The sequence below is a fragment of the Hymenobacter psychrophilus genome (genome assembly GCF_900107135.1).
Classification (GTDB): Bacteria; Bacteroidota; Bacteroidia; order Cytophagales; family Hymenobacteraceae; genus Hymenobacter; species Hymenobacter psychrophilus.
Map to the genome: position 1 here is coordinate 1 of NZ_FNOV01000014.1, position 14,972 is coordinate 14,972.

The 14,972-nt window shown below is 62.3% G+C and carries 13 protein-coding genes and 1 pseudogene; 8 read left to right on the forward strand and 6 right to left on the reverse strand.

All coding sequences use genetic code 11. The features are described 5' to 3' along the window. The coding region (locus tag BLW21_RS17975; RefSeq protein WP_139255023.1) for a carbamoyl phosphate synthase preATP-grasp domain-containing protein at positions 1-1,871 on the forward strand (1,871 nt) is incomplete at its 5' end. Between the two features lie 164 nt (positions 1,872-2,035). Here BLW21_RS17975 and BLW21_RS17980 read toward each other — a convergent pair. Together BLW21_RS17980 and BLW21_RS21990 are read right to left on the reverse strand one after the other, a co-directional pair. Then, entirely contained in the window at positions 2,036-2,428 is a 393-nt protein-coding gene (locus BLW21_RS17980; RefSeq protein WP_262490454.1) for a recombinase family protein, read from the reverse strand. After that, positions 2,425-2,622, reverse strand: coding sequence for a recombinase family protein (locus BLW21_RS21990; RefSeq protein ID WP_262490455.1), 198 nt, complete (start codon positions 2,620-2,622; stop codon positions 2,425-2,427). Before BLW21_RS21990 ends, BLW21_RS17980 begins: the two co-directional genes overlap by 4 nt. Positions 2,623-2,731: 109 nt before the next feature. Between BLW21_RS21990 and BLW21_RS17985 the strand changes: the two are divergent. From BLW21_RS17985 to BLW21_RS18010, 7 genes and pseudogenes are all read left to right on the forward strand, one after another. Then, a pseudogene (locus BLW21_RS17985) lies at positions 2,732-3,176 on the forward strand (DUF4158 domain-containing protein); the annotation flags it as partial. Positions 3,177-3,301: 125 nt separating this feature from the next. After that, positions 3,302-3,427, forward strand: a complete 126-nt coding sequence (locus tag BLW21_RS21995) for a hypothetical protein (RefSeq protein WP_262490456.1) — start codon at positions 3,302-3,304, stop codon at positions 3,425-3,427. A 178-nt stretch (positions 3,428-3,605) separates the two neighbouring features. Continuing rightward, on the forward strand, positions 3,606-3,893 hold the full coding sequence (locus BLW21_RS17990) for a PDDEXK nuclease domain-containing protein (RefSeq protein WP_245711955.1): 288 nt from the start codon (positions 3,606-3,608) through the stop codon (positions 3,891-3,893). Between the two features lie 625 nt (positions 3,894-4,518). Continuing rightward, positions 4,519-5,667, forward strand: coding sequence for a DUF4856 domain-containing protein (locus BLW21_RS17995; RefSeq protein ID WP_092742966.1), 1,149 nt, complete (start codon positions 4,519-4,521; stop codon positions 5,665-5,667). A gap of 66 nt (positions 5,668-5,733) precedes the next feature. Beyond that, positions 5,734-6,849, forward strand: coding sequence for an imelysin family protein (locus BLW21_RS18000; RefSeq protein WP_092742969.1), 1,116 nt, complete (start codon positions 5,734-5,736; stop codon positions 6,847-6,849). Beyond that, entirely contained in the window at positions 6,849-8,210 is a 1,362-nt protein-coding gene (locus tag BLW21_RS18005; protein ID WP_092742972.1) for an HTTM domain-containing protein, read from the forward strand. The genes BLW21_RS18000 and BLW21_RS18005 overlap by 1 nt, the downstream gene beginning before the upstream one ends. After that, positions 8,191-10,665, forward strand: a complete 2,475-nt coding sequence (locus BLW21_RS18010) for a TonB-dependent receptor (protein ID WP_092742975.1) — start codon at positions 8,191-8,193, stop codon at positions 10,663-10,665. The genes BLW21_RS18005 and BLW21_RS18010 overlap by 20 nt, the downstream gene beginning before the upstream one ends. Positions 10,666-11,278: 613 nt before the next feature. Here the strand turns inward: BLW21_RS18010 and BLW21_RS21605 are convergent. From BLW21_RS21605 to BLW21_RS18025, 4 genes are all read right to left on the reverse strand, one after another. Beyond that, on the reverse strand, positions 11,279-11,452 hold the full coding sequence (locus BLW21_RS21605) for a hypothetical protein (protein ID WP_175471035.1): 174 nt from the start codon (positions 11,450-11,452) through the stop codon (positions 11,279-11,281). A 36-nt stretch (positions 11,453-11,488) separates the two neighbouring features. Further along, positions 11,489-11,650, reverse strand: coding sequence for a PIG-L deacetylase family protein (locus BLW21_RS18015; RefSeq protein WP_092742978.1), 162 nt, complete (start codon positions 11,648-11,650; stop codon positions 11,489-11,491). Positions 11,651-11,703: 53 nt separating this feature from the next. After that, positions 11,704-12,201, reverse strand: a complete 498-nt coding sequence (locus tag BLW21_RS18020) for a beta-class carbonic anhydrase (protein WP_092742980.1) — start codon at positions 12,199-12,201, stop codon at positions 11,704-11,706. A gap of 67 nt (positions 12,202-12,268) precedes the next feature. Next, positions 12,269-14,968 carry a M14 family zinc carboxypeptidase gene (locus BLW21_RS18025; protein WP_092742983.1) on the reverse strand — a complete coding sequence of 900 codons (2,700 nt, stop codon included), beginning with the start codon at positions 14,966-14,968 and terminating at the stop codon, positions 12,269-12,271. Between the last annotated feature and the right edge of the window lie 4 nt (positions 14,969-14,972).

Here is a 14,972-nt window from a genome sequence, read left to right on the forward strand (position 1 = left end):
TGCAGCGCCTGCACACCATTTTCACGCTGGGCCAGCAGCTGGCCGCCGGCCGCACGAGTGGCCTCGACGGGCTGGAAACCCGGCTGCTGCGCGAGGTGAAAAAGGCCGGCTTCTCGGACCAGCAGCTAGCCGTGCTGCTGCTGGGCGAGGGCGACGTGAAGGCGGATGAGCTGCGGGTGCGCGCCCGCCGCAAAGCCCTGGGCGTGCTGCCCGTCGTCAAGCAGATTGACACGCTGGCGGCCGAGTTTCCGGCCAAGACCAACTACCTCTACACCACCTACCACGGCACCGAAAACGACCTGGACCGCGAAACGGCCAAGTCGGTGGTGGTGCTGGGCTCGGGCGTGTACCGCATCGGCTCGTCGGTGGAGTTCGACTGGTGCGGGGTGCAGGCCGTGCAGACGGCGGCCGCGGAAGGCTACAAAACCATTATCATCAACTACAACCCCGAAACTGTAAGCACTGACTACGACGTGTCGGACCGGCTCTACTTCGAGGAGCTGAGCTTCGAGCGGGTCATGGATATCCTCGACTTCGAGCAGCCCGGCGGCGTGATTCTGAGCACCGGCGGCCAGATTCCCAACAACCTGGCCACTCGCCTCGAGCAGGCCGACGCGCCCATCCTGGGCACCGCGGCCGCCCGCATCGACGAGGCCGAGAACCGCCACAAGTTCTCGCGCATCATGGACGAGCTGGGCATCGCCCAGCCGCGCTGGAAGGAGCTCACGTCGCTGCAGGCCATGCAGGCCTTCGTGCAGGAAGTGGGCTACCCCGTGCTCATCCGGCCCAGCTACGTGCTGTCGGGGGCGGCCATGAACGTGGTGTCCAACGCCTTCGAGCTGGAAGCGTTTCTGCAGACGGCCGTGCAGGTGAGCGCCGAATACCCGGTGGTCGTGTCCGAGTTCATCCAGGAAGCCAAGGAAATTGAGCTCGATGCCGTGGCCGATAAAGGCGAGATTGTGAGCTACGCCATTTCGGAGCACGTGGAGTTTGCCGGCGTGCACTCGGGCGACGCGACGATGTACTACCCGCCCCAGCGCGTGTACGTGGGCACGGTGCGTAAGCTCAAGATCATCGCCGAGAAGATTGCCCGGCGCTACGAGATAAGCGGGCCGTTCAACATCCAGTTCCTGGAAAAGAACGGCGTCATTCGGGTGATTGAGTGCAACATCCGCGCCTCGCGCTCCTACCCGTTCGTATCGAAAATATCGGGCAACAACCTGATCAAGAAGGCCACGCAGGTGCTGCTGGGCAAGCCAGTGGCGCGCGACGAGAGCGAGCGGGTCTACGATTTGCCCTACGTGGGGGTGAAGGCGCCGCAGTTCTCGTTCACCCGCCTGCCCGGGGCCGACCCGGTACTGCGGGTGGACATGGTGAGCACGGGCGAAGTGGGCTGCCTGGGCGACACGGCCGAGGAGGCGCTGCTCAAGTCGATGCTGAGCGTGGGCTACAAAATACCGCAGAAGTCGGTGCTGATTTCCGGCGGCCCGATTCTGTCGAAAGTGGCGCTGCTCTCGGCCACGGAGCTGCTGGTGCAGAAGGGCTATCAGATTTACGCCACGCAGGGCACGCACCGCTTCTTCGCCGAGAACGGGGTGCCGAGCAGTCTGCTGTTCTGGCCCAGCGACGCGCAGGAGCCCAACGTGCTCACGTATCTGAAGGAGAAGAAGTTGGATCTGGTCATCAACATTCCCAAGAACCTGAGCAAAGGCGAGTTGGACAACGACTACCAGATCCGGCGCACGGCGGTGGACTCGGGCGTGGGCCTGCTGACGAACGCGCGGCTGGCCAAGGCCTTCATCCAGGCCTTCTGCAAGCTGGAGATGGCGGACCTCAAGATCAAGAGCTGGAACGAGTACAAGGCCATGTAGGCCGGCCTTGTAAGTTCACTTACTGCTCGTGCCCTCCGCGGTATAATTGCCGATTACCATACTATGCTTGGTAATCGGCAAGCAACGGCTCCTTTATATGTAGGGGTTCTTCTTCCAGAAAGGGCAGATTTACACGCTAAGCACTTTTTAGCTTCTGGGCGTAATTATAGACAGTGCCGTAGGCCACGTCTAACTGCTTGCTTACTTAGTTCATAGATAAGCCTTCGCCCAAGAGTTGGGCAATGGCCTCCTGTTTGGCCTGAGCCAGCGGGGGGGCGGGCCGTATGCTTGCCCTGGGCCTTGGCCCGCGCCATACCGGCGCGCACGCGCGGGCTTATGAGCGCGCTTTCAAACTGGGCCAGCGAGGCCATGACGTGGAAAACTAACTCGCCCGTGGGCGTGGTCGTATCGATGTTTTCCTGGTAGGAGATGAAGCCCACGCCCAGGCTCTGGAATTCCTTCAGCGCGTTGAACAGTGCCTGGGTCGAGCGGGCGAACCGGTCGTAGCGCCAAACCAGCACCACGTCGAGCTGCTGTTTCTTGGCCGCCGCCATCATCCGTTTGTACTGGGTCCGTTCCTCGCCGGGGCTTCGCCGTGGTCGACGTATTCTTCGACCACGGCGAAGCCCCGGCGCTGGGCGTAATCGCGCAACGGCCGCAGCTGCGTCTCGGGGTCCTGCCCTTTGTCGAGGGTGGAAACGCGGGCGTAGAGGTCCACGCGCGTGGGCTGGTCGGTCGGGGTGACGGGCATCGGGGGCTATCAAAAAGGAGTTCCTTTGCAAAGCTACTTTTTCGGGTTTAAAATCGGCCTTGCCGCCCCCCAAAACGCGGGTCGTTTTGCCTGCCATTTTTGATAGCTCATGCCGCAGGAATTTCTCACCACTCCCGAGCGGCTGCTTTACCAGACCGTGCCGGCCGGTCTGCTCGAAGTCGACATCCGCCAGCACTTCCATTTGACAGAAGCCGACCGCACCTTTTTGACGTCGTTTCCCGGCGTGGCCAATCGATTGGGCCTGGCCCTGCAGCTGGGAGTGCTGCGGCTGATGCGCTTTCTACCCGAGGCTTGGGCCAGCCAGCTGCCACCCGAAGTGGTGGTCTTCGTGGCCACGCAGCTGGCAACGGAGGTGATCCACTTGGCCGACTATGGCGCGCCAGCAAACGCGCAGCGACCATTTCGGGAACGTACTTCGGCACCTGGGGTTTCGCAAGTGGGAGCCGCTGGATGCTGCTTGGCTGGAACCGTGGCTGGTGGAGCGGGCCCTGGAGCACGACGGCGACCGGGTATTGCTGGCCATGACTTGCCTGAAGCTGCACCAGGCCCGCATTGTCCGCCCGGCCATCGGCACGCTGGAGCGCTTGGTTAGCGGTAGGTTAGCGACTTGGCCACGCAGGAAACGTACAGGCGGCTGGCTTCCTTGCTCACGGACGAAGTGCGTCAGCAACTGGATGCGCTGCTGCTGCCCGAAGTCGGAAGGAACACGACCCGCCACCGCTGGCTGGTGCAGCCGGCTACGGTGAGCAATCCAGCCGCTATTATGACGGCCCTAGTAGGTTAAACCTAGTATCTTGTCGGGTGATTTAGGTTACTCCATATGGTAAAATACTAGGTTTTAACGCTCACTGACGACGAGCAAGTTTCCCTGACCGCACTGGTGCAGCAACGCCGCGTGGCCAGAGCGCATTACCTTCGACAATGAGCACTATTTCATTGACCTGGTTTTCTGACACCGCATTTTGAAACGCCATGTGCTGGTCGATCTAAAAATCGGGGCCTTCAGCCACGCCGACGCCGGGCAGATGAATGTCTACCTGAATTACTACCGCGAGAACGAGATGAGTGAGGGGGATAACCCGCCGGTGTGCCTGATTCTGTGTGCGCAGAAGAACGACACGCTGGTGCGCTACGCCACCACGGGGCTATCGGAGCAGCTGTTCGTGAGCCGGTACCAGGTAAACCTGCCCTCGGAGGCCGAACTGCAGCAGTTGGTGCGCGAGGAGCAAGAGAGGTTGGCTAATAGCTGACCCTTTAAGCTAGGTGGCTTAGGCAGCCGGTGCAAATACCGTAGTGTCAGGGGTACCGCCATAACGGGAGAAGTGCGCACCCGGTAGCTACAAACTATTCGGCAGGCAGGTGGCTAAAACTTGCCCCCCATGCAGCCCCTTAGACACGAGCAGCTATGGCCACTGAAAAGAGGGGAGGCAGTCTGCTCACAGGGAACCTCTATGCACTCAACTGAGACGAGTTGGGGCCTTAAGTCAATAGGTTGGTAATTCTAGCTTTTAGAGAACATTGATAGCAAAGCTGTTTAGAAAATACCCGGAATCAATCAGAACGTCATGCTGAGCTTGTCGAAGCATCTCTACTGCTTCGTAGCAGCCACCCAACGAAGCAGTAGAGATGCTTCGACAAGCTCAGCATGGCGTTCTTTTGACTTTGTAAACAGCTTCAGCGAAATCACTCCTTTAGCTCAACTATAAGTTTAGAAAAGAACCCTATTCTATCTATATTTTCTAGACCACCTCAGAGACAGTTCACCCCCTTATTTAGACTTTTTATAAAAATTGTATCGCTATTTGCAATGATTCCAAATAAGGATAATACCTTTGGGGCATCATTTTACTCTTCTGCGTTAGCCCCCCCCCTCTCATGATGCTTAAGTACGCTCCTACGGCTTTGCTGGCCCTAGCTTTCGGTTTCACTGCCTGCGATAAGAATGAAGTTGAATCGACTCCGGCTCTGCGTCCCAAGACCGACGTTAGTGCCTTGACGGCGTCTTCCAAGTACACCGAGTCGTTCAAAGATGCCAGCGGACAGTCGACGGTAGACCTGACGGCCTCGAACCAGCGCCTGGATATGTTTTCGGAGTTCAACTCCTACATGGCCCTGGTAGCCGTAACCCCGCCCACTGCGCCCACTACATTGGACGTTACCAAGCTGCGTGGCTACTACGCGAACACCGGCGGCTACTTTACCGGTGCCGGCCTGAACAGTTCGGGATTGTCGTTGCGGACTGCTACTGCGGCCTCTTTCCCGGCCACCAAGGCAGAGGAAGTGCGCACTTACCTCGACCAGCAGCTAACCAAGCTGGCTACGGCCAGCCAGTCGGTAAACCAGGTAGCAACCCCTGGCAGCGCCGGCCGCCTGGGCCGCTACCTCGTCGATGGGCAAGGTATTGAGGTGAATCAGGTAATTCAGAAGGCCTTGATTGGGGCGATGTTGCTCGACCAGATTGATAACGTACTGCTTTCCGACGACGCCCTGAAAGCCAATAACAGCAAGCTGGTAGAGGGCAAACCGTACTCAGAGCTGGAACACAACTGGGATTTGGCCTACGGCTTTATGACGAATAACGCCATCCTGACCACCGACATCAACGCAACGCCCCGGGAGCGGTTTCTGGCCGGCTACCTCAACGAGAAAAACCCCACGGCTTCGCCCGCAGTGTACATGGCCTTCCTGAAGGGCCGCGCGGCCATCGTCAACAACGATGCGGCCGGCGTGAAAACCCAGGCTGAGCTTATTCGCACGGAGCTGGAGAAAACTATTGCCCTCTCGGCAGTGTCTTACCTGAGCAACTGGAAGGCAGCGCCGGCGCTGGACACGAAGGCCCACGCCCTGGGCGAAGGCCTGGGATTCATTTACTCGCTCCGCTTCTGCACCAAATACGGGGCCGATGCTGCTTTCTCCGACAAACTGCTTGCCGACCTGACTTCCGGCACCAACGGCACCTGGAGCCTGACCAACGCCCAGGCCGACGCGGCCATTAACGCCATCCGGGCCAAGTTTAGCCTTTAGTAACGATTGCTTGATGGTCCGCGAATCCGGCCGGTTCGCGGGCCTTCATCACGAAAAATTACTTCAATGAAAAAGACCACCCTACTCGCCGCGCTGCTCATGCTACTGGCGGCCTTCGGTACTTTCAGCTGCCAGAAGGATTCCAGCACCGAACAACCCACGCCCGACTCGTCGCCGGACCGCAAGGCCCTGCTGACGCAGTGGGCCGACAGCCTGGTGAAGCCTGGCTACCAGCGCTTCAACGGCAAGCTCGCGACCCTGAAAGCCAAGAGCGCGGCCTTCACGGCGGCCCCTGCTCCGGCCACGTTGCTGGAGGCCCGGCAGGCCTGGCAGGCGGCGTATGTGGAGTGGCAGAAGGTGGAGCTCTACGAGTTCGGCCCGGCTGAGGAGGTGAGCCTGCGCAACCACTTCAACATCTACCCGGCCGACGTTGCCGGCATCAACCGCAACATCACGACCGGCTCCTATAACTTCGACTTGGCCACGGCCATTCCGCAGCAAGGCTTCCCGACGCTGGATTATTTGCTCAATGGCGTGGCCGCCGACGACGCGGCCATTGTGCAGCAGTACGCGGCCTCGGCCAACCACCGCCGCTACCTCACCGATGTGGTGGCTAAGATGGACCAGACTTTTGCCACGGTGTACGGGCAGTGGACCGGCTCCTACCGCGACACGTTCATCAACAACGCCGGCACCGACGCCAGCAGCTCGCTTTCGCGGGTTATTAACGCCTACTCGCTGTACTTCGAGCGCTTCCTGCGGGCCGGTAAGGTGGGCATTCCGGCCGGTACGATGAGCGGCACGCCCCGGCCCGACAAGATTGAGGCCTTTTACCAGAAAGGCGCGCTGCCGCTGCAGCTGGCCACCACGGCCCACGCTACGGTTCAGCAGTTTTTCAATGGCCGAACGGGCCGGCCTTCGCTCAAGAGCTACCTCGACGCGCTGGATGCCAAAGACAGCCGTACGGGCCAGCGCCTGACCAGCATCATCAATACCCAGCTCGATGCTTCTTACCAGCAGCTGAGCTCCCTGGGGCCCGACCTGCACACGACCATCACGGCCCGCAATGCCGATGCCGTGGCTTCGTACAACGAGATGCAAAAGGCCGTGCGCCTGGTGAAGGTAGATATGACCTCGGCCCTGAGCGTTACCGTGACTTACGTTGATAACGACGGCGACTAATGGGGGCAGCGCACCAACGCTACTTCCAGGCCTACACCGCCGCCGCTCCACTGGCCACGTTCCGCGTGGCCTTTGGCTTGTTGGTGCTGGCCAGCGTGGGGCGCTTCTGGGCCAAGGGCTGGATTGAGGAGTTGTACCTGAAGCCGAAGTTTTTCTTCCCGTATTACGGCCTGGAATGGATAAAGCCCCTGGGGCCCTACACCTACGGGCTGTTTGTGGTGTGCGGGCTGGCCGCGCTGCTGGTAGCCCTGGGCTGGTGGTACCGCACGGCGGCCCTGGCTTTGTTCGCGAGCTTCACCTACATCGAGCTCATGGACAAGAGTACCTACCTCAACCACTACTACTTCGTTAGCCTGGCCGCCTTCCTGCTCGTGCTGCTGCCCGCCGGCCGGTATTTTTCGGTGGATGCGCACCGGGCCCCAACCCACGGCCGCAACCAGGTGCCCCGCTGGACGGTGGACGCGTTGCGCCTGCTCGTGGCCATCGTGTACTGCTACGCCGGCCTGGCCAAGCTCAACTCCGACTGGCTGCTGCAGGCCATGCCCCTGCGCATCTGGCTGCCCGCCAAAAACGATTTGTGGCTGGTCGGGCCGCTGTTCAACTACCCCTGGGTGGCCTACGCCTTCAGCTGGTTTGGGGCCTTCTACGACCTGACAGTGCCCTTTTTTCTGCTCTACCGCCCCACCCGGCCCTGGGCCTACGCGGCGGTAGTCGTGTTCCATGTCCTGACGGCCGTCTTGTTTCCCATCGGCATGTTTCCTTACGTGATGATAGTGGCGGCCCTCATTTTCTTTCCGGCCGAGGCGCACGAGCGGTTCGTGGCCCGGTTGCGCGGCTGGTGGCAGTCGGGGCCGGCACCCAGCCCGGCGCGGCCTTTACTGTATGCTCCCCGCACGCGCCAGCTGCTTTTGCTGACGCTGGGCGTGTTTTTCGTGGTGCAGCTGCTGCTGCCGTTTCGCTACCTGCTCTACCCGCGCGAGCTGTTCTGGACCGAGGAGGGCTACCGCTTTTCGTGGCGGGTAATGCTGATGGAGAAGATGGGCCAGGTGGAGTTCAAGGTGGTTGATGGCCAAACCGGCCGGGCCCGCCGGGTAAACAACTACGAGCACCTGAGCGTGCTGCAGGAAAAAATGATGAGCACGCAGCCCGACATGATGGTGCAGTTTGCCCGCTACCTGCGCGCCTACTACGCCCACCGCGGCGTGCACGCCCCCAAAGTATACGCCGATGCCTACGTGAGCCTGAACGGCCGCCTGGGCAAAAGCTTTATCGACCCCACCGTGGATTTGGCCCAGGCCTCTGACGACCTGCAGCCCAAGCCTTGGATTTTACCTTTCGACGATGAGATTTCCGGTTTTTAGCGTGGCCCTGGCGGCGAGCGTGCTGTCTTCGTTCACCATGCTGGCCCAGCAGGCCAGCCTGCGGGGGCGCGTGCTGGAGGCGGCCACCGGCCAGCCCGTGGCGGGCTGCGAGGTGTACGTGCGCGGCTCCCGGCAAATTGCCCGCACCGACTCGGCCGGGCAGTTCCGCCTGGACCAGCTGGAGGCCGGCCGCCAGCAGCTGCAGTTCTCCTCCATCGGCCACGAGCCCCTCCGGACGGAGGTAACGGTGCCAGGGGCCGGGGAAGTGGTGTTCACGCTAACCCAGCGGCAGCAGCAGCTGCGGGAAGTAGTGGTGGCCGCCCCGCAGGGCCGCTTCGGGCCGCAGCGCCTGCGGGAGGTGGAGGGCACGGCCATTTTTGCGGCCAAGAAGTCGGACGTTATCGTGCCCGAGAACCTGGTGGCCAACCTGGCCACCAACAACGCCCGGCAGGTGTATGCCCGCGTGGCCGGCCTCAACATCTGGGAAAGCGACCAGGGCGGTCTGCAGCTCAGCATCGGGGGCCGGGGCCTCGACCCCAACCGCACCAGCAATTTCAACGTGCGCCAGAACAACTACGACATTTCGGCCGACGCGCTGGGCTACCCGGAAAGCTACTACACGCCGCCCCTGGAAGCCGTTAAGCGCATTCAGCTGGTGCGCGGGGCGGCCGCGCTGCAGTACGGCACCCAGTTCGGGGGCCTGCTCAACTTCGAGCTGCGCGCCCCGGAGCCCGATAAAACCGTGTCGGTGGTTTCGCGCCAAACGGCGGGCTCCTACGGGTTTTTCAACTCCTTCAACAGCGTCAGCGGCACGGTTAAGCGCCTAAGCTATTATGCCTTTGCCCAGTACAAGCGCGGCGACGGCTGGCGGCCCAACTCCCACTTCGACTCCAAAACCGCCTACGCCGACCTGCGCTACCAGCTCACCGAAAAGCTGAAGCTCGGCGCCCAGTTCACCCACATGGATTACCTGGCCCAGCAGCCGGGCGGGCTCTCCGACGCCCAGTTTGCCCGCGATGCCCGGCAGTCGAACCGGGAGCGGAACTGGTTTAGCGTGGACTGGAACCTGTTTAATGCCTCGGCCGACTGGAAGCTGACGCCCCGCTCCAACGTGAACGTAACCGCCTTTGGCTTGGTCGCCTCGCGCCAGTCGCTGGGTTACCGGCCCAACTTCGTGGAGCGCACCGACAACGACGCCCAGCAGCGGGAGCTTATCAGCGGCGACTTCCGCAACCTGGGGGCCGAAGCCCGCTACCTGACCCGCTACGAGTTGGGGGCGTCGAGAAGCGGCGTGCTGCTGGTGGGCACGCGCCTCTACCGGGGCTACAACCACAGCATTCAGGGCTTCGGCCCCACGGGGCGCGGGGCCGATTTTCGCTTCGTGGAGCCCGCGGCCGGCCTGAGCGCGCAAACGTCTTCCTCCGACTATCGATTCCCAAACCACAACGCGGCAGTTTTCGCCGAAAACATCTTCTATTTCGGCGACAAGTTTTCGGTAACGCCGGGGCTGCGCGTGGAATATATCCGCACCCGCGCCGAAGGCACTTACCAGGTAATCGACCGGGATTTGGCCGGCAACATCGATACCACCCGGCAGTTCAGCCAGGTGCGCACCAGTCCGCGCCGCTTTGTAATCGGGGGGCTGGGGCTTAGCTACAAGCCCACCGAGCAGCGCGAGCTGTACGCCAACGTGTCGCAGAACTACCGCTCCATCACGTTCTCCGACATGCAGATTGCCAATAACTCGCTCGTTATTGACCCCAACCTGCGCGACGAGCGCGGCTACTCCGCCGACCTGGGCCTGCGCGGCGAGCAGCAGCAGTGGCTAACCTACGATGTGAGCTTGTTTGCCCTGATTTACAACAACCGCATCGGGGAAATACAGACCTACGATGCAAACAACAACATCCTGCGCTACCGCAGCAACATCGGCCGGGCCCTGATTGTGGGGGTTGAGTCGTACGCCGAAGTGGATGCGCTGCAGCTGCTCGGCCTGAACGGCGAGGCGAGCCGCTGGAACTGGTCGGCGTTCGGGAATCTGGCGCTGATTCGTAGCCGCTACACGGCCAGCCAGGACCAGGCAGTGGTGGGCAAGCAAGTCGAGTTCGTGCCCGTCGTGAACCTGAAAACCGGAATGAGCGGTGGCTACGGGCCTTTTAAAGCCTCGGTCCAGTTCACCTACCTCGCCGACCAGTTTTCGGAGGCCACCAACTCGCCCAATAGCCCGTACATGGCCAATCCAGAGCGTAATTCGGCCGTTGTGGGGCTTATTCCGGCCTACCACGTCCTCGACGCATCCGTATCCTGGGAGCGGCGCTGGCTCAAGCTGGAAGGTAGCGTCAATAACTTAGCCAACGCCATCTACTTTACCCGCCGGGCCACCGGCTACCCCGGCCCCGGCATTCTGCCTTCCGATGGCCGCAGCTTCTTTCTGACGGCGGCCGTCAAGTGGTAACCGGCCGGCGGCGCGGCGGTAGTCAATCTGCAGTTGCTACGCAGCCAGCTGTTGCATGAGGTAGCGTCCGGTCGGGTTTCGTTCGAAGCCGTCCCGTCCGCCGCCGCGTTTAAGCCAGTGTTAGTGCCCGAATGGCTGGCGCGCTGGCAGCAGTTGCGGGTCGGACTGGATTTGCCGCTATGTTGTCTGTGGTCTAGCCGCTGGCTGGAGGCCTTGCGGCCGGCACTGCCCAATCTGTTGGTCGTTGAAGCGAGTCGGGCGGAACTCAACTGGGCCCGGCGCCTGGTGGCAGTCGGCGCACCGTTACCTGACCCGGCAGCGGTTATCACCCACCCAACAGGTGCAGGGAGTGCCCACGGCTCGCCTGGGAAAAACGCTCGTTGACGCTGCTCAACTACCCCATTTAAGCGGGTCTACCTCGAATAGCGCCCTTGCCAGAGCCCTCACCATATCGCAGGCGCGTTACACGCTTGGTTATTCCTTACTGATCCAGTATGCGGCTTGCTGCGGAACCGAACCCTGCTGGACAGCACTGCCAAGCTTAAATACGAATATGCATTAAACACGGGATTGGAAGTAAGATAAAGCGCCAAAACGAAAACGATAGTTATCCCTACCCGCCGATGATAGTGACCCGTCCTGAAAAGCGTTGACCGGGTGTCCGATCCTGGTTGGGACTGGTCAAAATTAGCTCGGGCCGGAAGCGCCGGGTGACTTCCACAATGCGCAGCTGGGGGGCTTCGTCGTTGCGGAAGAAGCTGTCGCGCATGCGCAGATTTTCGCGCATGTGCAGGCCCAGAATACGGGCCGCTTCCAGTGGCTCCTAGTCCCGCAGTTCGGCCGAGGCCCGGGTGCACAGCTCCCTGCGGGTCAGATCAACCACCCCTACGCGGCGGTTGGCCGCCACGTGGCGCAGCAGCGTGCCGGCGCAGCCCATCTCCGCGTCATCGAGGTGCGCGGCCAGCGTCAGAACGTCTAGTTTCATGGCAAGAGGTGCCCTCGTTAAGGGGCTATGAAAGGGAATCGGAACGGAACGCGTTAAGCGGTGGGCGTCACTTCCAACATCTCATTCAGGCGCACATCATACACATAGCCAAACACCAGCACCCCGGCCGGTACCTGTGGGTGCTGCCGAATGCGCGTCAGATCGGCGGCTACGGCAGCCCGCAGGTCGGAAAAGGAAGCGGTGGCTGTGGAGACGATGGTGGGCACCCGGCTGCCGAGGGTGGCGGCCAGTTCGTGGTTCGAAAGACGCACGCCGCAGTCGGTGTGTTGAATCAGAAACCACTCGCGTGTGCCCAGCAGCTGGTGCGAGAGAATCAGGGTCTGGATGACCTCGTCGGTGGGGTGGCCGCCGGCGTTGCGGATGACGTGGGCACTGCCTTCGGGCACGCCCAGCAGGCGGGTGGGGTCGAGGCGGGCGTCCATGCAGGTCAGAATGGCGAAGCGGCGCGCATCGCGGGGCCGGGCAGACGCCGTCGCCGGGGCTTCGGGCGGGCTGGGCCGGGTGGTGGGTTCAGCAGGAAATGGATTCATAAGAGGCGGAAGGGAAAGGGTGGAAGGAGGAGACAGGTGACAAGGGCTGCGCACCGGCCAGCGAAGCCTATTCTTCCTCGGCCGCAATGGCCGCGGGGCCGTCGGGCAGATTCAGCAGCGGGCCCAGCAGCAGGGCATTCACGAACAGGCGGGACGTGCCGTGCCAGTAATGACGAAAGTTGGGGTCGTCGGCAAACAGCACTACCCGGCCGCTACCGACCTTACTCACCACCACGGCCGCCGAGTTGCGGATCTGGCGCAGGTTGTTGCGCGAAACGTAGCCGCTAACCAGCGGGGCAGGCGTGTACTGCACTACGGTGGCGTAGGGGTTGCGGCTGGGCCGCAGAAAGGTGGTGCCGTTGCGAAACACGTACAACTGGCGGCCCGGCAGCCCGAAGCCGATGGGGTTGGTCGGGTCCACGTCGGCGCGGTAAATGGAACCGGCAATGGCGCGGGTGCCTTCCTGCTCCTGGCTCACGAAGTCGGCGCGGCGGGCGAAGGGCAGCTCCGGCCGGGGGCGGCGGGTGGCCTGGGGCGCGGGTGGCGTAGCCTCGGTAATGGCCTCGGCCAAAGCCGTGGTATCGGCCCAGCCGCCGTAGGCTGGAATCAGCAGCTTCTCCTTCACGATGCCCTGCTTCAGGGCCCATTCGGAGGCGTTTTTGATGGTGATGAGCGTGCCGCCCTCCTGCACCCACCGCCGCAGCTTGTCTACGGCGGCCTGGTCGAGGGCGACGTAGGAGCCGCCCACTAGCACCAGGGTGGTGTAGCGGCCCAGCGGAGCCCGGCCGAAGTTGCTCAGCTCCAGGCGCGTCAGAGGTAGGTTCAGCTGCTGGCTGGCCACAAACCAAGCCTCGCCCACTTCGGAGGCGTTTAGGCCGGGACCCACCAGCAGAGCCGCCTTAGCTTCCGGTACCGTGCGCACGTTGTTAGAGCCCAGATCAATACCGCCCAGACTGAAGCCCGTGCTCACGCCCGTAAACGTGACCTGTTGCTGCCGGCCCACCCGACTCACGACCTGGAACACGGAATCGGCGGGGAGCGACTGGGCCGCCACCGGAATTACCAGCGTACCGTAGCCGAAATCAGTAGCCTTCTGTTCGTCGGCCCCGGCCCGGAATGGTTTGAAGCTGACTTTGGCTGTCACGCCCGCCCGCTGCAGGGCCACCAGGGCCCGGGGGGCGTGGTTATCGGACCAGGGCAGCAGGTAGGCATAGCGGCTTTGCCCGCCGCGCACGATGCCGGCCACTATGGGTACGGCCGTGACGGGGGCACCCTGCACCAGGGCGGTGTTTCTCTGCCTGGCGAAAGGCAGCCCATACGCGTGGGCCTGGCTCCAGCCGGTCACATCATAGAACACGCTGTCGTGGAAGGTGGTCAGCTCTTCGAACAGGGAATGCACGACGCGGTACTGGGGCTGCGTGGTGGGCACCACGTAGGCCTGACCGCTTTTAAAGAGTTGCTTGTCGAGCGTCACGTCTGTGCTTAGCGTGTGCACCTGAACCCGGTGCTGGAGCAGCAAAGCCAGAAACCGGTTGGTCAGGGTGGCATCCTGGGCGTTGCCGAATACGTAGGCCTTGGTCGGGAACTTGCGGGCCTCAGTGAGGGCCGAGGCGAAAAAGTCGCGCTGGTGGCGCAGGTACAGCTCTTTTTCCTCTACGGCCCCCTTCACCGTGGCCAGCCCGGTGGCAACGTGGTTGCGGATGGTGAACGGAAACGTGACGACGCCGTTGCTGCCTTCCTGGGCCAGCCCCCGGGAGCTGCCCACCTCGAAGGTCACGCCCACGCCGCCCTGGAAATCAGGGTACGTCGAGCCGTAGATAGGCGAGAGGTTATCGAACTGCTCCTTGGTCCAGTATAGGGAGCCCAGGTTGTCGAGCGCCCGGACGAAGTATTTGGCCAGGTGCACGTTAAGCACCTCATAGGTAGCGCGCGGAATCAGGGCGTTTTCGGTGCTGAAGGGCTTCGAGGGCTCGAAATAGTAGGTGCTGTTGGTGCCCATCTCGTGGAAGTCAATCATCACGTTGGGGTACCACTCGTGGAAAAACGCCATGCGGGCGCGGCTTTCCGGCTGGGTCAGCGAGAGCCAGTCCCGGTTCAGGTCGGTGTAGAAGTGGTTGGTGCGCCCGCCCGGCCAGGCCTCGGTGTGCTCCCGGTCCAACGGGTCGGTGGGGTTGGGCCACGACTTGTTCTGGTCGAACCAGTGCGAGGCCCGGTCGCGGCCGTCGGGGTTTTCCAGCGGGTCAATGGTTACCACGGCCTGCTCCAGCCACTGCTTAGTTTCGGGCGCGGTGGAAGCCGTCAGGTAGTAGGCCAGCAGCAACGCCGCCTCCGAGGAGCTGCTCTCGTTGCCGTGCACGCCAAAGTTGAGGCTCACCACCACCGGCAGCGTGCGGTAGTCGGGCGCGGGCCGGCTGGGGTCCACCAGAGCTTGGCGTGCCTGCTGCAGCCGGGCCAGGTTCTGCTGGTTTTCGGCGGCTGTGATGGTCGCCACCACCTGTGGCCGCTCCTCAAACGTCGTCCCAATCACGCGCAGACTCACCTTGTCCGATACCCGGTCCAGCTCCCGCAGGTAGGCCACGATCTGGTCGGTGCGGGTGTAGTGCGTGCCGATGGGGTAGCCCAGAAACTGCTCCGGCGTGGGCACTGCGGGGTCAAAGGCCGCCGCCGTGGTGCCGGGGAAGTAGTAGCTGGTGGGGCTGCCGGTTTGCGCCGTTGCGGGACCGGCCAGCAGCGCCAGCACGGTGGTAAGCAGAGTAAATTTCAACATGATG